At 44.9% G+C, this 23,737-nt stretch carries 21 protein-coding genes and 1 tRNA gene; 17 read left to right on the top strand and 5 right to left on the bottom strand.

Going from position 1 to position 23,737, the window contains the following annotated elements:
• Positions 1-63 precede the first annotated feature (63 nt).
• Positions 64-1,524, bottom strand: a complete 1,461-nt coding sequence (gene pepD / locus A7983_RS13415) for a beta-Ala-His dipeptidase (protein ID WP_005975739.1) — start codon at positions 1,522-1,524, stop codon at positions 64-66.
• Positions 1,525-1,854: 330 nt separating this feature from the next.
• Between pepD and gpt the strand changes: the two genes are divergently transcribed.
• The 8 genes from gpt to proA all read left to right on the top strand — a co-directional run bounded on the left by gpt (position 1,855) and on the right by proA (position 10,987).
• The gene (gene gpt / locus A7983_RS13420; RefSeq protein WP_005975741.1) at positions 1,855-2,313 is read left to right on the top strand and encodes a xanthine phosphoribosyltransferase; all 459 of its coding nucleotides are present in this window, start codon (positions 1,855-1,857) and stop codon (positions 2,311-2,313) included.
• Between the two features lie 244 nt (positions 2,314-2,557).
• The gene (gene frsA, locus A7983_RS13425; RefSeq protein ID WP_005975743.1) at positions 2,558-3,808 is read left to right on the top strand and encodes an esterase FrsA; all 1,251 of its coding nucleotides are present in this window, start codon (positions 2,558-2,560) and stop codon (positions 3,806-3,808) included.
• Between the two features lie 71 nt (positions 3,809-3,879).
• Complete coding sequence (locus tag A7983_RS24505) at positions 3,880-4,233, top strand: hypothetical protein (RefSeq protein WP_237028188.1); 354 nt, start codon at positions 3,880-3,882, stop codon at positions 4,231-4,233.
• Positions 4,197-5,918, top strand: a complete 1,722-nt coding sequence (locus tag A7983_RS13430; RefSeq protein ID WP_237028189.1) for an ankyrin repeat domain-containing protein — start codon at positions 4,197-4,199, stop codon at positions 5,916-5,918. Before A7983_RS24505 ends, A7983_RS13430 begins: the two co-directional genes overlap by 37 nt.
• Positions 5,919-5,929: 11 nt before the next feature.
• Entirely contained in the window at positions 5,930-8,071 is a 2,142-nt protein-coding gene (locus A7983_RS13435) for an ankyrin repeat domain-containing protein (RefSeq protein WP_005975747.1), read from the top strand.
• A gap of 50 nt (positions 8,072-8,121) precedes the next feature.
• The gene (gene crl, locus A7983_RS13440) at positions 8,122-8,496 is read left to right on the top strand and encodes a sigma factor-binding protein Crl (protein ID WP_039477739.1); all 375 of its coding nucleotides are present in this window, start codon (positions 8,122-8,124) and stop codon (positions 8,494-8,496) included.
• Positions 8,497-8,619: 123 nt separating this feature from the next.
• Positions 8,620-9,723 carry a glutamate 5-kinase gene (gene proB, locus A7983_RS13445; protein ID WP_005975751.1) on the top strand — a complete coding sequence of 368 codons (1,104 nt, stop codon included), beginning with the start codon at positions 8,620-8,622 and terminating at the stop codon, positions 9,721-9,723.
• Between the two features lie 10 nt (positions 9,724-9,733).
• Positions 9,734-10,987: a glutamate-5-semialdehyde dehydrogenase gene (gene proA, locus A7983_RS13450; RefSeq protein WP_005975753.1), complete on the top strand. Its 1,254-nt coding sequence runs from the start codon at positions 9,734-9,736 to the stop codon at positions 10,985-10,987.
• 107 nt (positions 10,988-11,094) lie between these two features.
• Here proA and A7983_RS13455 read toward each other — a convergent pair whose 3' ends face one another.
• Positions 11,095-13,161: a multicopper oxidase family protein gene (locus A7983_RS13455; RefSeq protein ID WP_005975755.1), complete on the bottom strand. Its 2,067-nt coding sequence runs from the start codon at positions 13,159-13,161 to the stop codon at positions 11,095-11,097.
• Between the two features lie 604 nt (positions 13,162-13,765).
• Between A7983_RS13455 and A7983_RS13460 the strand changes: the two genes are divergently transcribed.
• The 4 genes from A7983_RS13460 to A7983_RS13475 all read left to right on the top strand — a co-directional run bounded on the left by A7983_RS13460 (position 13,766) and on the right by A7983_RS13475 (position 17,686).
• A tRNA-Thr gene (locus A7983_RS13460) sits at positions 13,766-13,841 on the top strand.
• A 516-nt stretch (positions 13,842-14,357) separates the two neighbouring features.
• The gene (locus tag A7983_RS13465) at positions 14,358-15,320 is read left to right on the top strand and encodes a retron St85 family RNA-directed DNA polymerase (RefSeq protein ID WP_005975757.1); all 963 of its coding nucleotides are present in this window, start codon (positions 14,358-14,360) and stop codon (positions 15,318-15,320) included.
• Complete coding sequence (gene ptuA / locus A7983_RS13470; RefSeq protein WP_005975759.1) at positions 15,298-16,923, top strand: retron Ec78 anti-phage system effector ATPase PtuA; 1,626 nt, start codon at positions 15,298-15,300, stop codon at positions 16,921-16,923. Before A7983_RS13465 ends, ptuA begins: the two co-directional genes overlap by 23 nt.
• Positions 16,877-17,686: a retron system putative HNH endonuclease gene (locus A7983_RS13475; RefSeq protein ID WP_235778028.1), complete on the top strand. Its 810-nt coding sequence runs from the start codon at positions 16,877-16,879 to the stop codon at positions 17,684-17,686. Before ptuA ends, A7983_RS13475 begins: the two co-directional genes overlap by 47 nt.
• 74 nt (positions 17,687-17,760) lie before the next feature.
• Here A7983_RS13475 and A7983_RS13480 read toward each other — a convergent pair whose 3' ends face one another.
• Positions 17,761-18,042, bottom strand: a complete 282-nt coding sequence (locus tag A7983_RS13480) for a HigA family addiction module antitoxin (protein WP_005975763.1) — start codon at positions 18,040-18,042, stop codon at positions 17,761-17,763.
• A gap of 977 nt (positions 18,043-19,019) precedes the next feature.
• On the opposite strand from A7983_RS13480, the gene A7983_RS23485 reads away from it, so the two are divergent.
• From A7983_RS23485 to A7983_RS13500, 5 genes are all read left to right on the top strand, one after another.
• Positions 19,020-19,298, top strand: coding sequence for a helix-turn-helix transcriptional regulator (locus tag A7983_RS23485; RefSeq protein ID WP_081503828.1), 279 nt, complete (start codon positions 19,020-19,022; stop codon positions 19,296-19,298).
• A 289-nt stretch (positions 19,299-19,587) separates the two neighbouring features.
• Entirely contained in the window at positions 19,588-19,941 is a 354-nt protein-coding gene (gene traJ / locus A7983_RS13485) for a conjugal transfer transcriptional regulator TraJ (protein WP_005975765.1), read from the top strand.
• Between the two features lie 58 nt (positions 19,942-19,999).
• Positions 20,000-20,794, top strand: a complete 795-nt coding sequence (trbJ, locus tag A7983_RS13490) for a P-type conjugative transfer protein TrbJ (RefSeq protein WP_005975767.1) — start codon at positions 20,000-20,002, stop codon at positions 20,792-20,794.
• A gap of 184 nt (positions 20,795-20,978) precedes the next feature.
• On the top strand, positions 20,979-22,325 hold the full coding sequence (gene trbL, locus A7983_RS13495) for a P-type conjugative transfer protein TrbL (RefSeq protein WP_005975771.1): 1,347 nt from the start codon (positions 20,979-20,981) through the stop codon (positions 22,323-22,325).
• A 69-nt stretch (positions 22,326-22,394) separates the two neighbouring features.
• Positions 22,395-22,607, top strand: a complete 213-nt coding sequence (locus A7983_RS13500) for a hypothetical protein (RefSeq protein ID WP_005975773.1) — start codon at positions 22,395-22,397, stop codon at positions 22,605-22,607.
• A gap of 14 nt (positions 22,608-22,621) precedes the next feature.
• Here A7983_RS13500 and A7983_RS13505 read toward each other — a convergent pair whose 3' ends face one another.
• Together A7983_RS13505 and A7983_RS13510 are read right to left on the bottom strand one after the other, a co-directional pair.
• Positions 22,622-22,855, bottom strand: a complete 234-nt coding sequence (locus A7983_RS13505) for an antitoxin VbhA family protein (RefSeq protein ID WP_005975775.1) — start codon at positions 22,853-22,855, stop codon at positions 22,622-22,624.
• Positions 22,842-23,732 carry a hypothetical protein gene (locus A7983_RS13510; RefSeq protein ID WP_005975777.1) on the bottom strand — a complete coding sequence of 297 codons (891 nt, stop codon included), beginning with the start codon at positions 23,730-23,732 and terminating at the stop codon, positions 22,842-22,844. The genes A7983_RS13505 and A7983_RS13510 overlap by 14 nt, the downstream gene beginning before the upstream one ends.
• Positions 23,733-23,737 lie beyond the last annotated feature (5 nt).

The following is a 23,737-nucleotide window of genomic DNA, read 5'->3' on the forward strand; positions in this document are numbered from 1 at the left end:
CGGGGCTAGCTGGGAATAAAAAGGCGACGGATATCCGTCGCCTCGGTTTTTATAGCAATACGATTAGGCGCGTGGCGGAATCGCTTTCAGCAATTCTGTCAGCAATTTCCAGTACAGATCCACGCTGCCGATGTGAACTTGTTCGTCCGGCGAGTGCGGTCCGGTGATGGTTGGCCCGATGGAGACCATATCCATGTCTGGATACGGTTTCTTGAACAGACCGCATTCCAGCCCTGCGTGGATCACCATGATGTTCGGCGTCTTGTTGAACAGCTTCTGATACGTTTCGCGCACCAGCGCCATGACCGGTGAATGCGCATCTGGCTGCCAGCCTGGATAGCCGCCTTTTGGTGACGTTTTTGCGCCAGCCAATTCGCCCAGCGCTGTCAGCGTACCGACTACGGCATCTTTACCGCTGTCGATCAGTGAACGAATCAGGCAGATAATTTCTGCATGGTCGTCTTCCATCGTAACAACGCCAAGGTTCAGTGAGGTTTCCACTACGCCTTTGACATCGTCGCTCATGCGGATCACGCCATTCGGCGTCGCGTTGAGCAGCGCCAGTAGACGGTCACAGCTATCCTGCGTCAGCGGGTGTTGATTGCTGTCGCTGGCTTCCACCAGCACCGTCAGGTTTTTCTCAACAGCGGATAGCTCATTCTTCAACACGGTCAGATAGTCTTGGCTCCGTGCTTTCAACTGCTCGACGTTAGCGACAGGCAGTGAGAGCGTGGCGAAGGCTTCGCGCGGAATCGCGTTACGCAGTGTGCCACCGTTCAGATCGAGAATACGGATATCCAGCGCCTTCGCCTGCTCGAACAGGAAACGTGCCAGCAGCTTGTTGGCGTTGCCCAGTCCCAGATGGATGTCGCAGCCGGAGTGGCCGCCTTTCAGCCCTTTAATCGTCAGTTTCAGCGTTTGGTAGCCAGCCGGCAGCACTTCGCGCACCAGCGGCTGGCGGGTAATGAAATCAATACCACCCGCGCAACCCATGTAGATCTCGCCTTCTTCTTCTGAATCGGTATTGATCAGAATTTCGCCCTGAAGCCAGTTAGGTTGCAGGCCAAATGCACCATCCATACCGGCTTCTTCCGTCATGGTCAGCAGTACTTCCAGCGGGCCGTGCTCGACCGCTGGGGCGGCCAGTACCGCCAGCGCGGAGGCCATACCGATGCCATTATCTGCGCCTAGCGTGGTGCCGCGCGCTTTCAGCCATTCGCCATCAACGTAAGGCTGGATCGGATCGGTGGTGAAATCGTGTACGGTGTCGTTGTTTTTCTGCGGCACCATGTCCAGATGCGCCTGCAACACGACAGGTTTGCGATTTTCCATGCCCGCGGTTGCTGCTTTGCGCAGCAGAATATTGCCAACCTGATCGCGCTCGGCATAGATGCCTTTCTCTTTAGCCCATTCCAGAATGTGCGCGGCCAGCGCTTCTTCATGATAAGAAGGGTGCGGGATAGAGCAGATTTTAGCGAAAATATCCCACAGAGGTTGGGGGGAAAGTTGAGACAATTCAGACACTATTTCAGTCTCCTTGTTAGCGGCCAACCCTCGTGTTCTGGCGGGCAGGGCTATAGGTTAAAAGTTAATCGTGGTTAGCCACGTAACATGGCGTGTCGCAACAGAATATCATTTTCCGTCAAAGCAGGGGAAATTGCCGTCGTCCCTGCTTATTTTTCCCGCTGCAATATGCATCCGTAGGCTTGGCAGGGCGCAGGTTATCAGGAAAAACTCGGTTCTCACGTTGAGAAAAACTGGTTTTTATGTTGTTGGCTATCTATAATCTCGCGCAACCTTTTTCCCCCCTCAGACTCAACTTAAGCCGGTTTTTATTCGGCTGGGATATATTTTATGAGCGAAAAGTACGTCGTAACCTGGGATATGTTGCAAATTCATGCCCGCAAACTGGCACAGCGTTTACTGCCAGCCGATCAATGGAAAGGCATTATTGCCGTCAGCCGTGGTGGTCTGGTTCCTGGCGCGCTGCTGGCGCGTGAGCTTGGCATTCGTCACGTTGATACCGTTTGCATCTCCAGTTATGACCATGACAATCAACGCGAAATGAAAGTAATTAAGCGTGCCGAGGGAGATGGCGAAGGATTTATCGTGGTTGACGATCTGGTTGATACCGGCGGTACGGCAAAGGCGATTCGTGATATGTATCCGAAGGCGCATTTTGTGACCATTTTCGCCAAACCTGCTGGCCAACCGCTGGTCGATGACTACGTGATTGATATCCCGCAGGACACCTGGATTGAACAGCCGTGGGATATGGGCGTGGTGTTTGTTCCGCCTTTGTCTGGCCGTTAATCGCCAGGACGAATATCGATTCCCATCAATGCCCGGTTTAGCCGGGCATTGTTGTTTCTGACAACCGTTATTTTTGGCTACCATCGTTTCTGATCTCTCGTGATTTCTGGCGCAGAGCTTGATCTGATCGTGTGTTTCCGTCGTTGGTATTTGTTTTCTCTGGCCTGAGTTCGTTACACTTTAGCAGGTGACGAATAAGTCGTCTGATGTCCGCTAACAGCGGTTTACATTAATGGAGGCTGCTGTGGCACAAGCTAACCTGTCTGAAACGCTATTCAAACCCTCTTTCAAACATCCAGAAACCTCGACGCTGGTCAGACGCACGCGGAATCGTCAGGACGTGCAGGGACTGCATTCTACGCTGGAAGGAGAAAAGACTCACAGTTGGTATCGGATGATTAACCGGCTGATGTGGATTTGGCGTGGTGTCGATCCGTGGGAAATCGAAGATGTGCTGTCACGTATTGCTGCCAGTAAAGCTGACAGAAGCAACGAGCAACTGCTCGATACGGTGATCGGCTACCGAGGCGGTAACTGGATTTATGAGTGGGCGAAGCAGGGGGCAGACTGGCAGCAGCGTGCGACCGAGAGTGAGAGTGACGCACAAACCGGGCAGTTCTGGCTGAATGCCGCGAACCTCTACAGTATTGCAGCCTATCCGCATATTAAAGGCGATGAGCTGGCTGAACAGGCACAAACGCTGGCAAACCGCGCTTATGAAGAAGCGGCAAAATACCTGCCTTATGAACTCAGAGAACTGACTTTCCCGATTGCTGGCGGTGGTACGCTGACCGGCTTCTTGCATATGCCATCGCAAGGAAAAGCCCCTTTCCCGACCGTCCTCATGTGCGGCAGCCTGGAAACGTTGCAAAGCGATTATCACCGCTTGTTTCAGGACTATTTTGCGCCGGCGGGCATGGCGATGCTGACGATTGATGTTCCCTCCGTTGGATTTTCTTCCCGCTGGAAACTGACTCAGGATTCCAGTTTCCTGCATCAGCAGGTCTTGCGTGCGCTGCCGGATGTCCCGTGGGTCGATCACTGCCGCGTCGGTGCGTTTGGCTTCCGCTTTGGTGCCAATATTGCCGTTCGGCTGGCTTATCTGGAATCACAGCGCTTACGTGGCGTGGCCTGTCTCGGCCCGGTGGTGCACCATCTGTTAAGCGATCCGACTCGCCAGCAGCAGGTGCCGGACATGTTTATGGATGTGCTGGCGAGCCGGTTGGGTATGCCGTACTCGACGGATGCGTCGCTGAAAACTGAACTGGGGCGCTACTCGCTGAAAACGCAGGGGCTGCTAGGACGCCGCTGCCCGACGCCGATGCTCGCAGGCTACTGGGATAACGATCTGCTATGCCCGAAAGAAGAAGCCAGCCTGATTGTGAATTCATCCGCGCAAGGAAAATTGCTGCCAGTTAATTTCTCGCCGGTATACCAGAACTTCGATCGTGCATTACGGCAAATCAGCGGATGGTTGCAGGATAAAGTGTGCTGAACATGATTTATCAATGGCAGGCGTAGAACCTGCCAACTTTTTACTCGTTTGGGTGATCGTTGAGGGATGCAATGATGTGGGGAATAGGGTCTCGTCAGCGGCAAAGTCTGCATGACATCTGTTGTTCTGAATTACCGCTGGAAAAGAAAAAGCGACAAATTGACCGCTTTCTGGCACAGGGGGGCAGTATTAATGAAAGACAGCGCAATAGTGCTAATGTACTCGGTTTACTAACGGTAAGTACGGAAGCGCCGGATACGGAGTTGGTTCGTTACCTGCTGGATAAAGGGGCTTTTATTGAACAACCGGGGGATTTAGCTCATTGCATAATGCGATCGAGTTTTTCCATCTGGAACTTGCCGAGCTCTATCTTCAGCATGGTGCTGATGTGCATTACCTCAATTTCTTCAGCAATTCGTGGCTGAATTATCTGTATTGTCCTCAGGAACGCTATATCTACACCGATGAACAGCGTAAGCAAATGCTGGACCTGTTGTTACGCTACGGGTTGGATCTCAATCGTGAAACCATTTTCTGGACATCGCTGGAAATCAGCTTTCCGATTGACGTCATTGTGAGTGAAAAAGATGTGAGTCTGCTGGATCACATTTTTCAGCTCGATATTCCGATTCATTTCGCTGAAACCGGTATTTTTGAACGTATCTTTAACTATAAAAGCGAGTGGCTTCCATTGCCGCTCTTTCAGCAGATCGTGAAACGGGCGGGTGGATCGGCTTATCGTGAGCCCGGCGTGATACTTTCCGAAGACAAAAAAATCCGTACCGATGGATCGCTATTGGAAATGGCTATTTTTTACGGCGCGGACGAGCGGCTCTGTGAATGTTTGCTCGATACCTGTCCTGATATCCGCTGTGATGTGAACAACTATAGCTTTGTTTTAGATGCTTTACTTAATCTGTATTCGCCCGCGCTGGTGGAGCGGATTATGCAAAAAACGGCGGATATCGACCGTCCTTATTCGCTGTTCATTCCTGCTGGTAATAAAAAGAAACCGGGATGGGAGGCTGATGCCTACCCAGATGTCGGCAGCACAACCATGATGCAGTTTGTTTATCATCGGTGTGTTCGCGCGTTGCGGGAGCCGGAATATTACCGCTACTTCTACGACTGCGTGGCTCTGCTGTTAAAATACGGCGCATCGCCAAACGTGGATAAAATGAATGGCGGTCTCCATTATGAGATGCGCAACTGGTCAATGCTGAATTCTGTATGCATCGATATGGTTGTGGAAAATCGTTTTTGTCCCGATTTGCTGGATTTATTCGTCGCTCACGGCGCGGATTTCAACCTTAAAAAAAGCATGGTGGGTGAATCGCTTGGCATTACGCTGCTCCAACGGGGCTATAGTTCGACACATGAAGATGTGCTGCTTCAGGTGATTAACTACCTCTACGGGCATGGTATGGATTTGCAGGAGACGAATGCTTATCTGATCAATATGGTTGCTGCCGCAGGTATCGGTTCTCGACCGCGGATCATGCAATGGCTTATCGACCGTGGTGCGGGTATTCATATCCTGAGTGGGTTCGACAATTCCCCCATTCTGCATAAAACCATCAGCCTTTATAGCGCGGAAGAACTGACGCCGGAACGACGCGCTGAAACCGTTGCGGTACTGCTGGATAATGGCGCGAATATTGATGAGTTCTCGATTGATGAACAATTCACGCCATTGATGTGCGCGGCTTACTATGGCGAAGCGAAGTGTGCAGAAGTGTTACTGGTGCGCGGAGCCAATCCGCTCGCCCGCAGTGCCAACGGCATGACGCCACTGCGCTGTGCGCTACACCGTGCCGATACAGCAGCGGCGCGAATTGTGACCCTGCTTCATCAGTATGGGGTGACGATTGTACGAGTGGACGAAGAGGGGAACGATCTGCTGGTCGGCTGTATCCGCAATAAACATGAAGCGATGTTTAAAGCGCTATTGGAGATACTTTCTCCTAGTTTGGATGACATACATCGGCTGCTGGACTGGCTGGCGCGGGGCAACCGCTACTGCTACTTCTCCGATCAGTTACGCCGACAGATTGCGCGGCTAAGTTCGGGCGAATCCTCACAATTTCCTCATCATCCGTTGCCGCTATAAGGACGTAGTGTATGTTTGGTTCATCTTCCAAAACGGATTCTTTAGATACGATTTGCTTCTCTGATGAATCCACAAGCAAGAAACGGAAACTTATCGATCGCTATCTGGCAGCGAAAGGTGACATCAACGCGCTGAGCGATGGGCAAACCGTTCTGTATCAGTTGAGCCAGGATCGAGACACTGAGATCGACCTTGTCCGTTATTTACTGGCGAAAGGGGCGAGTGTCGAAACGCCTGAAGGCGAAAGTGCACTCTTTGCTGCCATCACGTCTTATTCTCCTGAGCTTGCGGCATTGCTTTTACAGCACGGTGCCCAACTGGATTTTTATGATAATCAGAGGCGCGGTTGGCTAAACTGCTTTTTTGATCTACCAGAAAGCGCGGTCTATACCCATGCTCAACGCGTTACGATGCTGGAGCGGTTGCTGGAAAATGGACTGGATATCAACCAGCCCGTCCTGTTTCACCCTGAAGCTGAGAAACACCATCCGGTCGATATTTTGTTGGAAAAGCAGGATCGCTTCTTGTTAATGCGTCTGTTTCAGGCGGATAGTCGGGTACGCCTGACGGGGACGTCGATACTGGAAACGGTATTTCGGCATGCCGGATCATGGATGACGCTGGAAGTCTTTCAGTTGATTGTTGCACAGGCCGAGCGGGAAGGGATGCGGGAGTCGGGTTTTATACTGTCGTTTGATCAAGCTCCGAAAAATCAAAGCACGATTACCTGGCTGGAGATGGCGCTGCATTGTGGCATGCCTGCACCATTCTGTGCGTTCTTATTGAAAACATTCCCGGATATGCGCTGCGACGTGCCTTCGCACAGCGTCCTGCTGGACGCTCTGGAAAAGTCGTATCCTCCGGCACTGATTCGGCGTATTGCGGAACGGACTGCTGACCTCGATCGCCGCTATCCGCTGCGTTTTGATCAAAACGAACCTGACTATGAGGAGGATGAGTATTACGCAGAGCATGAGCATTATGCCAGTCAGGGCACCGTGCTGGCGCAATATCTCGTGCTGCGTGCAAAGGTAGCGGTGACGGATAGTCGCGTTCATCGCGTGTTTTCTTCCACCCTCCAACATTTGTTGGAATCAGGCGCTTCCCCTAATATCGGCTATACGATTTGGGAGGATTGCGACGACACGCCGACGACGTGGCCTGCACTTTATACGCTCTGCGAGGCGATGATCGCCACCGGACAATATCATGCCGATCTGATCGATCTGTTAATGGCACACGGCGTTGATTTCAATCAGCAACATGTACTGCAAGAACACGGAGCGCTCCCGCTGGGTATGGCGTTGCTCCTGTATTCACAATCAAGTCCGCATGAAAGTGCACTGTTGAATATCTTCCAGCATCTGCATGCCTGTGGGATGAACCTGCATAGTTTGGCACCAGACGGGATGAATATGGTCTATGCCGCCGCTGCTGGATGTCGTCCTCTGGTGCTGAATTGGCTGATTCAACAAGGTGTTAGCCTCAATGCGGAGTCCGCTAGCCACCTTTCTCCGCCGCCGTATCGCATTATTTATAATGTGGGCGTGACGTCCGAAAGACGTAAAGCAACGCTTGAAGTACTGCTGCAACACGGGATAGATAAAGACATCATGTGGGGCGAACACGCGATGACGCCGCTGATGCTGGCGGCGAAACAGGGCGCGCAGCATTGCCTTGAGGTGTTACTGCAATATGGTGCGAACCCGAATGCACGTGCCGCAGGCGGAATGACGCCCGCGCTGTTTGCGATAATGAGCCGACACTCTATTGATTTCCCGCCTCGCCCTGAGTCAGTGTCCGCCCGTATGCTGGCGATACTGCATGCCTATGGTGCGGATCTCTGCCAAGGGAATGACGACGGAATAACGCCGCTGTCGCTCAGCGTGCAGGACGAGCGGAAAGAGATCTTTGAAGCTTTGCTCAGGCTGACATCGTTTACCGAAGAACAACTGAGATGCTTGCTGGACGGTAAACGTCCGGTTCTCGCTTATTTTGCTGAACGACTGCAAACGCTGTTGGCATTACCTGCACCACACGCTGAAGCGGGGCTTTCACACTTTTTCGTACCGTGTAAACCCGCGGCATCGGGGCCCGTTAAGGGAGAGGCTGCAAAGTCAGATACTGGCAGTAACTTCATGCCAGGTGGTTGATAAATTGCCATTCTCTGCTAAAAAGTAAGTTCAACCAAAGGAGATCGCAGATGATGTTACCGAGTGGACACGCCAAAAGCCGACTGATGAAAAATTTTACGGCGTTGGGGCCTTATATACGTGAAGCGCAGTGCGGGGATACCGCCTTCTTCTTTGATTGTCTGGCAGTCTGCGTCAACATCAAACCGGCACCGGAAGATCGTGAATTTTGGGGCTGGTGGCTGAATCTGGAAGATACGGGTAAAGCTTTTGCCTATAAGTATCACTATGGCCTGTTTGATAAGCAGGGCAACTGGCGTGAGGAAAAAATTAAAGACAAAGCCGTGATGGAACAGGTGGAAAATGCCAAACAGGCTTTTCATGTCCGACTGGAAAAACTGCTGCACTCGCTGGAACCCGCCTGTACGCTTACCGCACGACCGTGATGCTCCCTTGACGATCCCCGATTTATTCGCGGGTTTTCGCGTTGTGCCTGTTGGCATAACGCGTCTGTCCTGCTACAACGTTTTCCTTATTCTTATTTTTTGACATCTAACGGCAGAAAAATTATGAGCGGCAGCCAGACTTTGGTTGTGAAACTGGGCACCAGCGTGCTAACTGGCGGTTCGCGCCGTCTTAACCGTGCCCATATTGTTGAACTGGTGCGCCAGTGTGCGCAGCAACATGCGGCAGGGCATCGGATTGTTATTGTTACGTCGGGGGCGATTGCCGCCGGGCGCGAACATTTAGGTTACCCCGAACTCCCAGCCACGATTGCGACCAAACAACTGCTGGCCGCCGTGGGTCAAAGCCGCCTGATTCAACTGTGGGAACAGTTGTTTTCCATCTACGGTATCCACGTCGGACAAATGCTGCTGACGCGTGCGGATATGGAAGATCGTGAACGTTTCCTCAATGCGCGCGATACCATGCGGGCGCTGCTGGATAACAACATCGTTCCAGTGATTAATGAAAACGACGCGGTTGCTACCGCTGAGATCAAGGTTGGTGACAACGACAATCTGTCCGCGCTGGCGGCGATTTTGGCCGATGCGGATAAGCTGCTGTTGCTGACCGATCAGGCTGGGCTGTTTACCGCCGATCCGCGTAATAATCCTGATGCTGAGCTGATCCGTGAAGTGACCGGTATTAACGATGCACTACGCAGCATTGCAGGGGATAGCGTGTCTGGCCTCGGAACGGGTGGGATGTCGACCAAATTGCAGGCTGCCGATGTGGCCTGTCGCGCGGGTATCGATGTAGTGATTGCCGCAGGCAGCAAGCCCGGCGTGATCGGTGATGTGATTGCCGATATTTCCGTTGGAACGCGTTTTCATGCACTCGATGCACCGCTGGAAAGCCGTAAACATTGGATTTTTGGTGCGCCTCCTGCGGGAGAAATCACCGTTGATGACGGCGCACTCTCTGCGATCCTCGAACGCGGCAGCTCACTGTTGCCTAAAGGCATTCGTACCGTGGAAGGCAATTTCTCTCGTGGCGAAGTGATCCGCGTGCGCAGTCTGGCGGGCCGCGATGTGGCACATGCCGTGACGCGCTATAACAGCGATGCGCTGCGTATGATAGCCGGGCATCACTCTCAACAAATTGCCGATATTCTTGGCTACGAATATGGTCCGGTGGCTATCCATCGTGACGACATGATTATCAATTAAGGAGTTCGCGATGCTTGAACAAATGGGTAAAGCGGCAAAAGCGGCCTCTTATCAGCTAGCGGTCTTAAGCTCGGCGCAGAAAGATCGCGCGCTGCTGACGATTGCGGATCTGCTGGAAGCCGAGAGCGCGACGATTCTGGCGGCTAACGCACTGGATTTAGCCGATGCGCGCCAAAATGGCATGAGCGAGGCATTACTGGATCGCCTGCTCTTAACGCAGGAAAGGCTGAGTGCGATTGCCAGCGATGTGCGTCAGGTGTGCCGCCTAACCGATCCCGTGGGGCAGGTGATTGACGGTAACATGCTGGATAACGGGCTTAAGCTGGAGCGTCGCCGTGTGCCGTTGGGCGTGGTCGGTGTGATTTATGAAGCACGCCCGAACGTCACTATTGATGTAGCTTCCCTGTGCCTGAAAACCGGTAACGCGGTGATTCTACGCGGTGGCAAAGAGACGTACCGCACCAATGCGGCTACAGTAAAAGTTATTCAGCAGGCGCTGTCGCAGTGCGGTCTGCCTGCTGCTGCGGTGCAGGCGATTGAAAGCCCGGATCGCGAATTAGTCAATCAGTTGCTGAAATTAGATCGCTACGTGGATATGCTGATTCCGCGCGGTGGTGCTGGTTTGCATAAGCTGTGTCGTGAACAATCGACAATTCCGGTGATCACCGGTGGGATCGGCGTGTGTCACATTTATGCTGATGACAGCATCGATTTCGACAAGGCACTGACGGTCATTGAAAGCGCCAAAGTCCAACGCCCTAGCGCCTGTAACAGCCTGGAAACGCTGTTGGTCAATCGAAGCATTGCCGACCGCTTCCTGCCAGAACTGAGCAAGAAAATGGCAGCGTCGGGCGTCACGTTACATGCCAGCCCTTCAGCGATGCCACACCTGACTCGCGGCCCGGCAAGTGTCGTTGCTGTGGAAGAAGCCAACTATAATGACGAATGGCTCTCTAACGACCTGAACGTTACGCTAGTGGACGACCTGGATGCGGCGGTTGCGCATATTCGTGAGCATGGTACGCAGCACTCCGATGCCATTCTGACGCGCTCCCTGAGCAACGCGGAACGCTTCGTGCGTGAAGTAGATTCCTCGGCGGTGTATGTCAACGCCAGTACACGCTTCACCGACGGCGGCCAGTTTGGTTTGGGCGCGGAAGTGGCGGTCAGTACCCAGAAGCTGCACGCGCGTGGCCCGATGGGCTTGGAAGCGTTGACCACCTATAAATGGATTGGTTATGGCGACGATTTGATTCGTGCGTAATGTTGATTTTTCAGCCGTGAAGCTGGTTTAGTCGAAAGGGGCTCGCGATAAGTCAGGAAGACAAGCCGCGAGCCCTTGTTCGCAGTAGTTTATTGATAGGTTGCTTATCAATGGTGGCCTTGTGCAATCCCTCCTGTACCATCTGGAAGCCCAATTGCTACATTTTGCATCATGCCCTGATCTTCATGATCCAGGATATGACAGTGCAGTACAAACTCGCCGATATAGCGTTCATAGCGTGTACGAATAGAAATTTTGTACGTGCCCTTTGGCGTATCAGTGGATTCCAATGCTCCATCTATATTGCTTTTTATCCATAGTGTGTCCTTCCACACGCCTTTCATACCGGCATATTGCGAGATACTGCCATCTGCTTCCTTTGCACCAGGCAAGCTTACGTCATTACCATCCGGATCGAGGACCTGAATAATTTCGAAGGGATTCACATGGATATGGAAAGGATGGCTGACAAAATAGGATTGTAATTGCCATTCCTGAGCGGTTCCTAGCACTAATGGGCGATCTATCTGGGTCGGGGAATAGGGGGCAGCGCCCTTAGGACTGTAGGAGCCATCGCTATTTTTTACCACAGAAAATGAGTTACCCACCTCAAACGTTGGGGGCTTTTTCGTGACATCAATGTAAAACACCAACTCCTGCGGCGGAACATGGCTGACTTCCTTATCTGTAATAGGCGGGTGGGGAATGAATTTGGTTAGTTTGAGCCCGTCTTCCAAGCTACTGACGATTTCTTTAGCCAGTTTGGCTGGCTGATAAGTTTTTTGTGCTTGTGTGATCAATTGCTGAGTGGTTGATGCGATGGGGTCTGCTATCGACTGCCCACCTTTAACTCTGACAAAACCTAAAACCGATCGTGTTTTGTCTTCGCGTGAGGCGTTATCTGCTGCTTTTACTGGCGGGTTGACAATACAATAGAGGCCGTCTTCGGGGAAATTGACCAGTAGATCGTTACGATAGCCGGGTTGTAGGGTGGTATTTGTTTGTACCTTCCCTTGAGGCATCGTTAGCCCGTCGGCTGCGATGACAGCATAAGGAACCGGTGAACCTGTGCAGATTTCGCGTACAAATCGATCCTGATTTTCTGTATCAAGTGTTTTCTCCCGAGAGCGAAAATCACGGGTATTGAGCTTGCGAAACTCTACTTTTATCGTCTCACGCACCCCGGCATGAACCAAGCGCCAGCGTTCAATCTGACCCGCTTTAGCATTGGCAAAAACAGGCCTTACCCGGCCGTTGACCGTAGTAAAACGCCCTGAGTCATCCCATGATCCTGGTTTGAATTGTTCGTAAGAAACGACCTCACCAACTTCTCCAGGGGCGCATGACCAGTCAATCGAATCATCTGATTTTTTCTTCAGCTTGCCATCTTTGAGACAGGCATAGGGAATTTGTTCAAAGACTAATAGGCGTTCAGGGAAGGGTTTGCCGTCCGCAGTCTTAAGCAACGTATCGATATCACCGTTTGAGGCCTCGGTGGGCATGCGATCGCCCCGAATCACAAGCGCACCGGCCATACCACTGCCAACCTGAATTGCTGTTGAACCATGGTTGTGTGGGTGGTACCAAAATGTTCCGGCTGGATGATCGCTGGGGATATTATATTCATACTCGAACTTCACACCCGGATTAATCGATAACAAAACATTATCGCTATTTCCCGTTGGGCTGATCCAAAGCCCGTGGCCATGTAGATTGGTGCGGTTAAAGCAGTGTGGGACATTAATATCTTCCGATTTTGCGGCACATTCAGGCTCAGCGGGAAGTTGATTATCGAGCCTTATTCTGATGGTATCACCCGGCGTGGCTTCAATGGTTGGGGCTATGAAAGGGTGGTAGGGATCGACATTGGTGCCACTATAACTGCGTAAGCGAACTTTATCTGGATGGCCTTGTGCTGGGTTACGAATGAGCCCCTCGGTATATTGCACTTTCAGATCTAACGTTCGCTCTCGGCCTACATGAGTTGGCGCTGATTCGTTGATTTTTCTTTGGTAAAGCGTACCTGACGGCATTACTGACGACTCTGTCAGTACGGGGGGATTTATGAACGTGTTTGCTTGCTGTTCATTTTCTACCTCTTGCGCCTCGACGTGGGGAAAATAAAAACTGAATAGTAAAGCTGTTGCGCTGAGAAGTAATTTTTTATGCACCATATACTCTCCATGCCTAAATATTTTAGTGTTATGTAATTTAATTGATTTGCTATGATCAGGTAGTCGGTTTTTATCTTGTTGTTTTTATTGTTTAATTAACAACATTCACCCTGGATATACCGGGCGACTCATGGTTTTTTTAAACGATAATACCTCCTGATATTTATTGCGTAATTATTTAAGTAAAGTTAAAGAAATTAAAATAGTAAACATAAAAATAAAGTAAATTTTGAAAAAATAACTTAATGTGATGAATAAATCGGGATGTTTATTTTTTATAATTGTTGGTTTTTTATTTATATTCTCGCTAATTGTTTTCTTTGGTGTACCCAATAATTTCTAATATGTAGATTTACGCACCTGAAAACGATTGCGATCTCGCGATGTTTGATAGGTGACCTTGTGTAACGCGATTCTAATGTGTTAAGCCTGAAAGTTATAAAATGTTTTGTTATTAGTTTGGTTAATTATTAAAAAATCTTTATTTTTCATCGAGCGACGATAAAACCAGCAGACGAACGCCAACCACTTGACTTGAGGTGCTGATTTCACTAGTTTGTCACCCCGTAGTTCACGTCAGGCTCTCGCCACGACGACTCCCAAAGCCGATATAGCTCAGTTGGTAGAGCAGCGCATTCGTAATGCGAAGGTCGTAGGTTCGACTCCTATTATCGGCACCATCTTTCTTCATAAAATCATTAAATTACAGTTTCATTGTTTTGCTTTGTTCAACACTAATGTGCGTTTATGAGCGTTGTAAGTGTGGCAAAATTGTGGCAACAAGAAATGTTTAACTTAGCACTACAAAGTGAAACTAGTATCAGTTTGACTTCGTGTTATTATGAAATGACAACATCAAATAATTGTTTTTTATGGATTTTCTCATCATTACCACTTAATTATATGAATTGAAATTTTGCGAAATAAAGCGTATGATGTAAACGCTCTTTAGCGTATTGTGGATTTACCATGTTTTTGGTCAAATCTAGTTGGGCGTTGCGCCGAACTCTAATTTATTGATTACATTTACAGTTGCGGAACAAACTTTTTGAGCCGCAATCCAGTAGGTTGCGGATCAAAAAGTTTGTTCCGCGGCTACAAGTAAAGAGCCTAGACCAAGGGATGGACAGGGAGGTAAGAACTCCTCGTTCATTCTTTGGTACTAGTTAATGACTGGTAAACGGAACAAGCTGGTAATGAGCATCGATATCGAAACGACACTTAAAAAAGCTTACCCTGATTTTGAAATACTTTTAAAATCAAGACCAGCTACGCATTACAAAGTATACAAAATCCCCAAGCGCACGATCGGTTATCGTATCATAGCTCAGCCTACGCCACGAGTAAAAGCAATACAAAGTGATATAATAAAAATACTGAAAGAATATGTATATATTCACGATGCAGCTACAGCCTATGTTGATGGGAGGAATATATTAGATAACGCCAAAATACATCAGAATTCAGTTTTTTTATTGAAATTAGATTTAGTTAATTTCTTCAATAGAATTACACCTGAAATTTTATTCAAGGCATTATCTAGACAGGGTTTACATATTTCAGATGACAATAAAAACATATTAAGACAATTTTGTTTTTGGAATCGGTCAAAGAGAAAAAATGGTGCCTTGGTTTTAAGTGTAGGAGCACCTAGCTCACCTTTTATTTCGAATGTTGTTATGAAAAGCTTCGATGAAGAGTTAACTTCTTTTTGTGAATCAAATAAAATTAACTACTCAAGATATGCAGATGACTTAACTTTCTCGACAAATGAGAGGGATGTGTTAGGGTTGGCTCATCAAAAGGTAAAAACAACACTGAGTCATTTTTTTGGCACCAGAATTATTATTAATAACAACAAAATTGTATATTCATCCAAAGCACATAATCGTCACGTTACAGGAGTGACTTTAACCAATGATAATAAGCTATCAATAGGAAGGGAAAGGAAAAGATATATATCTTCTTTAGTGTTTAAATTTAAAGAAGGCAAGCTTTCGGGTGATGATATCAACCATCTTAAAGGCTTGATTGGTTTTTCTTTTAATATTGAGCCATTGTTCATTGGAAGACTTGAAAAAAAATATGGAAAATCAACCATTAAGTCTATCAAAAAATATTCAGAAGGAGGGGTAAATGGAACAGATCTTACCGAGTAGGATAATCAAATTAATAAAAAAATCGGAAAGCGGCGATTTTGCTTCCTCTTACCAACTTTTTAAAATATTTGGCTCAGATGAGTACGGAGTTGATCCAGATGAAAAAATGTCTAGCCATTATAAAGAATTATCAGCCAAGCAACTCGAAGGTGGTCAACTAAGGGTTGCGGATATCCATTTGGAAAACTATAAAGGATTTGAGTCCCTGATTATGGATTTTTCCATGAAAAAAGGCTCTACAATTTTAGTAGGAAATAATGGTTGTGGAAAGTCGACGATTCTCGATGCAATCCAAAAGGGACTGACACATCTCTCCTCAAGGCTATCTACTCGCTCACATAATGGCGATGGTATCGAAAAGCATGAGCTAAAAACAGGTAAAAATTATGCATCGATAGCTATCAATTACGACTTTATGGGAGTTCGTTTTCCTATGATCATAGCTATGACTGAACCTGGTTATGAGGATAGTGCTAAAAGCAACTATAGCGGAATTAATGAGTTAGGGAATATTTTCAAAACAGCCCATTCAATCAATCCAAATGCATCTTTTCCTTTAATTGCAATGTATACAGTTGAAAGAGCGAATGACGTTTCTACTAAAGATATTGAGAATTCTGACGAAATCAAAGAAGCTCAAATCTGGGACAAATTCAAAGCATATAATAAAAGTCTTACAGGAAAAGCTGATTTTAAACTATTTTTTAGATGGTTTAAAGAATTAATAGAAATTGAAAACTCTGATAATGCTGAAATTAAAGCATTAAGAGCAGAGATTCGAGCTAAAGAAAAAGACTTAGATAATCCATTACTAAAGGCTCTCCTGGCAGAGAATAAGAATTCTGATACTACTAAAAAATTGTTAGAAGATCATGAAAATTCCCTGAAATTTTTAAGAAGTAAATTAAATAACTATTATTCAATTAATAGTAAAACATTACACACTGTTGAAGATGCAATTTATTCTTTTCTGCCCGGATTCAATAATCTTAAACTTCAAAGGGCACCTCTTGATCTCATAGTGGATAAAGATAATGTGTCTTTAAGCGTTCTGCAATTATCACAGGGTGAGAAAACCATTTTAGCATTAATTGCCGATATTGCTCGTAGATTGACATTATTAAACCCTAACAATGAAAAGCCTTTGGAAGGCACCGGAATTATCTTGGTTGATGAAATAGACCTGCATCTGCATCCGTCATGGCAGCAAAATATTATTCCACGGCTTGAAAAAACTTTTAAGAATATTCAGTTTATAGTTACAACTCATAGCCCACAAGTTTGTCATACTATTGATAGTCAAAATATATGGTTATTAAAGAATGGCCAAAAGTTTAAGGCTCCTAAAGGAGTTAGGGGGGCAATATCTTCTTGGGTATTAGAAAATTTGTTTGAAGTTGCTCAACGACCGCCAGAAGATAAGTATACAAAGCTTTTGCAGGAATATAAGAGTTTAGTGTTTTCAGAAAAATATTCTAGTGAAGAAGCAAAAAAGCTAGGCACTACTTTATCCCGACATTTCGGTCCGGATGATGAAACCTTAGTAGAGTTAAAGCTTGAAATTGAAAAAAGAGATTGGGAGGATGATTTTGAAAAGGATTAATAAAACAGGAGAAGACCAATTCTTTATTGATTTTAAAACGCAGAATCCAAATGGAACTTGGGACGAATTTAGAAATCATGAAAAAAGCGTTTTGTATAAGAGGCTCAAACAACACATTTGCAATGACCAGATGTACCTTTGTGCATATTGTGAGATAGATTTAGATCGTAAAAATGAACATCAAATAAAAATAGAGCATTTCAAATCTAAATCTGGCTCGCTCCCCGGTGGAAGTAACTGGCATTTAGAATGGTCTAATCTCTTAGGTGTATGTCTTGGTGGTACAAATACAGGTGATAATTATGAATTACCAGCTAACTTAAGTTGCGATTCATATAAGTCACACTATGAAGATAAAAATAAAATTACTGACAAAGACTGGACAGGTAAAATTCTCCTTCCTCTCACGCTTCCGAATGCGCACAATTTATTTAACTTTGACAAGGTCACAGGTAAGTTGCTACCTAATGAATCGTACTGTAATAGCATAAGTATAGATGGTAAACCTGCGGTAGAAACACTAGGTATTGTTACAAAAACAATAGAAGTTTTAAATTTAAATTGTAGCAGGCTAAATAACGCCAGAATGAAGTTGCTGTTTCACTTCAACAGTTGCGCACGAGAAAGAGATTTGAGGAAAATTCATAATTTATTGATGCAATGGAGTCAAGGTGAACCAAAATTTTTTCAGACGACACGAGATATAATAATTCGAGAAAGTAGAATTTGCCGAGGATTGCTGGATGGAACAATAAAGTATTAGAATGTGTTAAATATGCGCAGCAGAGCAGAAAGTATTTTTCTATCACACTAAGTGATAGGTTGATAATATTCTGCTCATGGATTTTTTTTTCGTAAATGCATAGTTTGAAAATCACTCCAATTCTTATGATGCTCTTGTAGATTCAGCCAAAAATAAGCATCGGTGTTTAATATATTCGAAAGAGCTAAACTTTCGGATTCTTTTATTATAGATTTATTTTTTAATATATCCATTGTTCTATTATAAGAAATGCCCATTCTGTTGGCTAACTCATATACCGACATTTTCAATGGTTTCAAAAACTCCTCCGACAGCATCTCTCCCACTGTAGTCGGCTCAGCACCTTCTGTCCTCATATCTAATTCCTTTGTCATCTATCCAGAAACAACTTTATCATCAGTAAAGGCTTTATTCAAATAACTGTCTGAATAGTATTTACTGGATGATTCGATTTAGAGTTTTCTTTTGGTATGGAAACTCTACGCCATCTAGAGTATTGCCAGACCTGGCTAGCTGGACTCGAGTGCCCTTACCTAAAGCAAATCGTCAGTTGTTGCTATATCCATGCGATCTGCGTAACTAAGAGTATTCATTCTTCAATCACATTTTCAGTTGTGGTTATTATTCGCTTTTCATCTAAAAATTATCGCATTTTGCTGCTTATATAGGGTGGGGATATATCAGAAAATTAATTTGTTTAGCTAAACAAATTTTTTATTTAGGGCCTAAAAGTAGTAAAATTTCGATATATCCATTGCTAATAGCGGCACATGTATTGCTATTTGAATTTAGCTGGGTTTATAAAATACTCACTCTTATTTTAGTTGCTTACATTTTGTTTCATTTTATTTATTGCTATTTTGTTTAGCTAAACAACTTCTATTTCAAGTGTATATCTTGTGGATTTATCCACAAATTCTGTTAATAAGAATGTGAGTAACTTGTGATCTATTTACTGCGTTTATGACATATGAGGTGCGCTTTCATGACATATGAGGGGCACTTTCATGACATATGAGGTACGCTGTTTTTTTTAAACTCATTATATAACAATGAATTAACTATTATTTTTTTGTTCTCTAACCAGATCTTTAACCATATATAACCATAAAAACAAAAAGAATTATTAAAATCTTATTGGCGCTCAAAAAACGACCAAAAAACAAATAAATTTCAGTGAGATTTATTTCTAAGGATTTGATGTATGTTGACAGATGTATTTCAGGTGTTAATTTTGCGGTATTCTCAATTCATAACGTTTGTTTGCAAATTTTAGCATCTAAGATTTTAGCCGCTAAAATATCATAATATCTGCTGAGAGAAGAGTTCTTCGATGAAATCAGTTATGCCCGAACTTATAACCGTTGAAGAGTTGGCTTTTGCGTTAAAGAAAACTGTAAAAAGTATCCGCAGTGATGCAACGCGAAATCCTAAATGTCTTCCACCCAGATGTCGTCTTCCTGGGAATAAACGCCTTTTATGGCGTAGAGAAGATGTTAAAGACTGGATAGATAACTCCGTTGAGTTAAGGGGAGAAAATTGCGATATAGCGAAAGACGTAAATAGTCTTCAAAAAAAACGAGGCAGGCCACCAAAGAAGAAACCTAAGTAATAATAATTTTCTCGTGGTGATATTTAAACAAGTTTCCTTTCAGAAAACACATGCTCTGCACATAAATACTCGAGTAAGTCTGTATAAATACATTAAGAAAACACATCGTGTACACAGGAATACACATTTCGTGCACAGATATACAACGGCAACTGTAGGGCAGGACATGTGAAGTAGGCCCACCGCTTACGCGATGGACCTCTTCACTTCCCTTATTCGCAGCCGGGGGCTGCTCAACGGGATTCCTGCTCTGCGAGGTTGATCGGCTGCCGCCTTCTGGAGAGTTCGGATGACTGATATCCCAAACAGAAAAAACTCAACACCAATCAAAGTGTATTGCCTTCCCGAAGAGAAGGCGCAAATCCAGGCTAATGCAGAAGCATCAGGGTTAAGTACTGCTAGTTTTATTCGAAATATTGCAATGGGTTATCAGGTTGAATCCATAGTGGATATAAAGCAGGTTTTGGAGCTTAGTCGAGTAAATGGAGATCTTGGCCGACTTGGCGGATTGCTAAAATTGTGGCTGGCAAATGATCCGAGGACCGCAAATTTTTCACCATCATTGATAAAAACATTGTTGAGAAAAATAGAATCAACTCAGCAAGAGCTGAGGAATATTATGGAGAAAATACTGGATAGATAAATTATGAGATCAACATTACTCAGAGCGCTAACTAAAAAGTTAATTTTGAGGTGACGAAATGAAGAAATCACTGCGGGCTGTCAAACTACTAAGAACAATTTTAGCCGCTAAAAAGGCGTTGCTGGCTTCCCTCGTAGCGTCAATCATGACTTTACCGGCGCTAGCCGGTATTCCCGTCATTGATGGTACTAACGTGGTCCAAACCACCATCAGCGCGGTCAACAACGTTCAGGCCGTTGCCAAACAAATTCAGCAGTACCAGACGCAGCTGCAGCAATATGAAAATATGCTGCAGAACACCGTAGCGCCTGCGGCCTATATCTGGGACCAGGCGAACTCCACAATTAATAGGATCCTGCAGGCGCAGGACACGCTGAACTACTACAAGAATCAGGCTGGTAGTCTGGATTCTTATCTTAAGCGCTATCAGGACATCAGTTATTACCGTTCTTCTCCCTGCTTTAACAGTAATATTGAATGCACTGCTGACGAGATCAATGCAATACGCAGTGCTCAACAGGACAGCTCAGAAGCACGTAAGAAGGCGAATGATGCTGTCTTTAAAGTCATTGACCAGCAGCAAGATACTTTACAAGCTGATGCAGATAACCTCGCAGATCTCCAGACTCAGGCAAGCGGCGCAACGGGCCAAATGAAGGCTATTCAGGCAGCAAATCAACTTGCCAGTGCTCAGGCTAACCAGCTTCTGCAGATTCGTTCAATTTTGGTGGCTCAGCAAAATGCAGCGGCTACAGTAGCTCAGGTACAAGCAGACAGAGAAGCGCAGCAAACAGTAGCTGATGAAAAAACTTTATCTGGTGTAAATACGCCTAGCCCTAAAAGAATCTGGTGAAGGAAGGTTTTATGCTAAATAAAATTGCGATCTATTTTATTGTGGTCAGTACATTAATTTTATGTTCTTGTGAGCAAAATGATAATAATTGTTCATCACTAGACAATAAGGGTGGTAGTTATAAATATGATAATTGTGCTTTACATAATAACAATACTCCAAGCCCAAAAAAAGAGTGGTAAATATGAAATCAATCAATAAATTATCGTTTTTATTCGTGATGCTTATTTTTTCTATGAATGCTAATGCAAATCAGTTAAATAGCAGCGGATTACTTGATAACTTGTTGGATAAATATCAGCAGGTTGCTAGTACTTGGACTACGGTACTTAGTGATTATGCCAATTGGTTATTTTGGGGACTAGTCCTAATAAGCATGGCATGGACTTTTGGCATGATCGCTATGAAAGGGGGAGGGGTTCAGGATTTACTCGCAGAAGTCGTAAGGTTCTTCGCTATCAATGGTTTCTTTTATTTTATTTTAAAAAATGGTCCGGCCATATCAAAATCCATAATTGATTCATTGAGGGAACTTGCTGGTAATGCTTTAGGTACAGGGAATGGAATCTCTCCATCAAGTATAGTAGACATGGCTTTCGTTATATTAACAAAGGTTAGTTCGGCTGCTTCTATCTGGTCTCCTATGATTTCCACTATTATGATCACTGTTGCAATAATAGTTTTAGTGGTAATGTCCCTTATAGCAGTCAATATGCTGATAATGTTAGTGTCTGCATGGGTGATGTGTTACGCAGGAATAATATTGCTGGGGTTCGGTGGTTCAAAATGGACTTCTGATATAACTATAAATTATCTGCGAACGGTACTGTCCGTTGGAATTCAATTATTTACAATGACATTAATTATTGGAATTGGGCAATCATTTATAGATCAGTACTTTTATGTTATTAAAGACGATGTGCCGGATCTTAATAGCCTTATAGTTCTGCTCTTGGCATCAATTATTCTCTTAGTGTTAACTAACAAATTGCCACAGTTACTATCAGGTATAGTCGGTGGCGCATCCTTACAAGGAATGGGCGGTTTCGGAGCTGGGATGATTGCTGGAGCTGCCACCACTGCAATCAGCAGCGCTGGAGCAATGGCAATGAGCGCTACAACTCAAGTCAGTGGTGGGGCTTCTGCATTAAAAGCAGCATTTGAATCTGCACAAGCTGCCATGGCCGATGAATCTAATTCTGGCGGTAGTTCTGGTGGTGGTGAAGATACCGGTTCTGTAGATGCCTCAGGAGGACAGCCATTAGGATCAGATGGTTCCGGCGGGGGAAGCAAGGGTTTTGCGGCCTCGTTCTCTCATGCTGGCCGTATGGCTAGTTACATGGGAAGCAGGCTGGCTAAAGGGGCTATGGATTATCAGACTATGAAGCGAAGTGCTAATTCTACCCGGGTACAACAGACCGTTGGCGGGGAGCTGGCGAACCAGATCCGTAAACAAACAGCTGCTCGTCGTGAAAGCAGCGAACATGATGAATTTGACGGTGATAGTTTAACTGGCAGTAAAAAATCTTGAATTAGGTGCGTCAGTTAGCGCGGTAACGTTAACTGACGCTTCCACTGAACACCTGTAAGGAGGTGAATAATGGTCGATTATAGTAGCTTTGTTTTGGAAGGAATAAAAATTATTTTTGCCGATAATAAAAAGGGGTTTTTTAATGACATTTATGATCCGTTGATAAATATCCTATGTATAGAAAACTATTACTATGCTACTGGTATTTATAAATCTGACGACGCCAATGAACAAATGGAATTGCTAAAAAAAGCAATAATTGACTATAGAATGGCTCACTAAAGCGGAAAGGCTAACTAAATGTTAGCCTTTTTATTTTGTTTTTCCGATTGTTCAATGTGATGCTTTAATACTTCTCTCTTTGCCTCTTCATAGGTTAGCTCTCCATTGATTACTTTATTTTTTATTTCATTATAAAATGGTGAGCTTTTGGGGTCCTTACCGGATAAAAAAAGACTGGCTTCAGCTTTCCGAAAAGCTTCTTTCCTTGCCTCTGTAGAATATGAATTAGAAGAGTTATTTTTGCTCATAAATGGAAGTCCCCTTGTTGTTTATATTCGAGCTGTTTTTATCTACAAGAGTTAGTCTTAACTCCGAGAATTTTTTGCCTGAAACTTTATAACACTGACTTTCATTTTTTTGAATATAAAGAACTTGGTTTTCTGAGTTACCACATGTCGTAGATATTCTTGTATCGAGAAATAAGAACTTTTCTTGGAATCTTTCAATATATTTCATTGCTGTTATGCTAATAATAAAAAGAGCAACTGACACAGCAAAAAGGGATAAGCCTGAGATTAATCGATTAAAATTAAATTTCTTTCTAAAAAATAACGAACTGGCTAGATTGACAATGTTATAGGGGACCATAATGATGAGTCCTATTACTATTGTTTTTTCAGCTAGATTATTCATCTGTATATAAAGTTGAGCCAAGGTTCCAATATATACTGAAAGTATAGATGATATTACTATCTTTGCTGGGGATACATCTCGCAAGAATATGTATATATAGACTACAATTGCACAAATCATTGCTCCTATTGGAAATGAGAGCATAAAAGCATAAGCTAATGTCGAGTAATTAAGGTTTTCTGGGTCTATTCCATAAGCAATGTTAAGCTTAAAATTCGCGATCCATAAGCATACTGAATATGTAAATCCAGTCACCCCCCATTTAACCACTGTATTATTGAAGACTTTATTTAATAAATCACGATATCCTATGTATACACTGGTTAATAAAGCTATTGATGATAGAAAAACAGGGGCTGCAATGTATATGTTTTCTAGCCATAATGGGTTTTCTACAATCAAGTATCCAAAAGGTATTAAGTATATTATAGCCAAAGTTTGAGGATTATTTAATTTAAGCAAGACATCGGCTAACTTATCTTTATAATTCATACAAC

The organism is Pectobacterium wasabiae CFBP 3304 (assembly GCF_001742185.1).
Taxonomy (GTDB): Bacteria; Pseudomonadota; Gammaproteobacteria; order Enterobacterales; family Enterobacteriaceae; genus Pectobacterium; species Pectobacterium wasabiae.

Excerpts from the sequence above, each read along its gene's own strand:
- gpt (WP_005975741.1), top strand. The coding sequence starts at position 1,855 with ATGAGCGAAAAGTACGTCGTAACCTGGGATATGTTGCAAATTCATGCC.
- A7983_RS24505 (WP_237028188.1), top strand. The coding sequence starts at position 3,880 with ATGATGTGGGGAATAGGGTCTCGTCAGCGGCAAAGTCTGCATGACATC.
- A7983_RS13435 (WP_005975747.1), top strand. The coding sequence starts at position 5,930 with ATGTTTGGTTCATCTTCCAAAACGGATTCTTTAGATACGATTTGCTTC.
- crl (WP_039477739.1), top strand. The coding sequence starts at position 8,122 with ATGATGTTACCGAGTGGACACGCCAAAAGCCGACTGATGAAAAATTTT.
- proB (WP_005975751.1), top strand. The coding sequence starts at position 8,620 with ATGAGCGGCAGCCAGACTTTGGTTGTGAAACTGGGCACCAGCGTGCTA.
- proA (WP_005975753.1), top strand. The coding sequence starts at position 9,734 with ATGCTTGAACAAATGGGTAAAGCGGCAAAAGCGGCCTCTTATCAGCTA.
- A7983_RS13455 (WP_005975755.1), bottom strand. The coding sequence starts at position 13,161 with ATGGTGCATAAAAAATTACTTCTCAGCGCAACAGCTTTACTATTCAGT.
- A7983_RS13465 (WP_005975757.1), top strand. The coding sequence starts at position 14,358 with ATGAGCATCGATATCGAAACGACACTTAAAAAAGCTTACCCTGATTTT.
- ptuA (WP_005975759.1), top strand. The coding sequence starts at position 15,298 with ATGGAACAGATCTTACCGAGTAGGATAATCAAATTAATAAAAAAATCG.
- A7983_RS13480 (WP_005975763.1), bottom strand. The coding sequence starts at position 18,042 with ATGAGGACAGAAGGTGCTGAGCCGACTACAGTGGGAGAGATGCTGTCG.
- A7983_RS23485 (WP_081503828.1), top strand. The coding sequence starts at position 19,020 with ATGAAATCAGTTATGCCCGAACTTATAACCGTTGAAGAGTTGGCTTTT.
- traJ (WP_005975765.1), top strand. The coding sequence starts at position 19,588 with ATGACTGATATCCCAAACAGAAAAAACTCAACACCAATCAAAGTGTAT.
- trbJ (WP_005975767.1), top strand. The coding sequence starts at position 20,000 with ATGAAGAAATCACTGCGGGCTGTCAAACTACTAAGAACAATTTTAGCC.
- trbL (WP_005975771.1), top strand. The coding sequence starts at position 20,979 with ATGAAATCAATCAATAAATTATCGTTTTTATTCGTGATGCTTATTTTT.
- A7983_RS13500 (WP_005975773.1), top strand. The coding sequence starts at position 22,395 with ATGGTCGATTATAGTAGCTTTGTTTTGGAAGGAATAAAAATTATTTTT.
- A7983_RS13505 (WP_005975775.1), bottom strand. The coding sequence starts at position 22,855 with ATGAGCAAAAATAACTCTTCTAATTCATATTCTACAGAGGCAAGGAAA.
- A7983_RS13510 (WP_005975777.1), bottom strand. The coding sequence starts at position 23,732 with ATGAATTATAAAGATAAGTTAGCCGATGTCTTGCTTAAATTAAATAAT.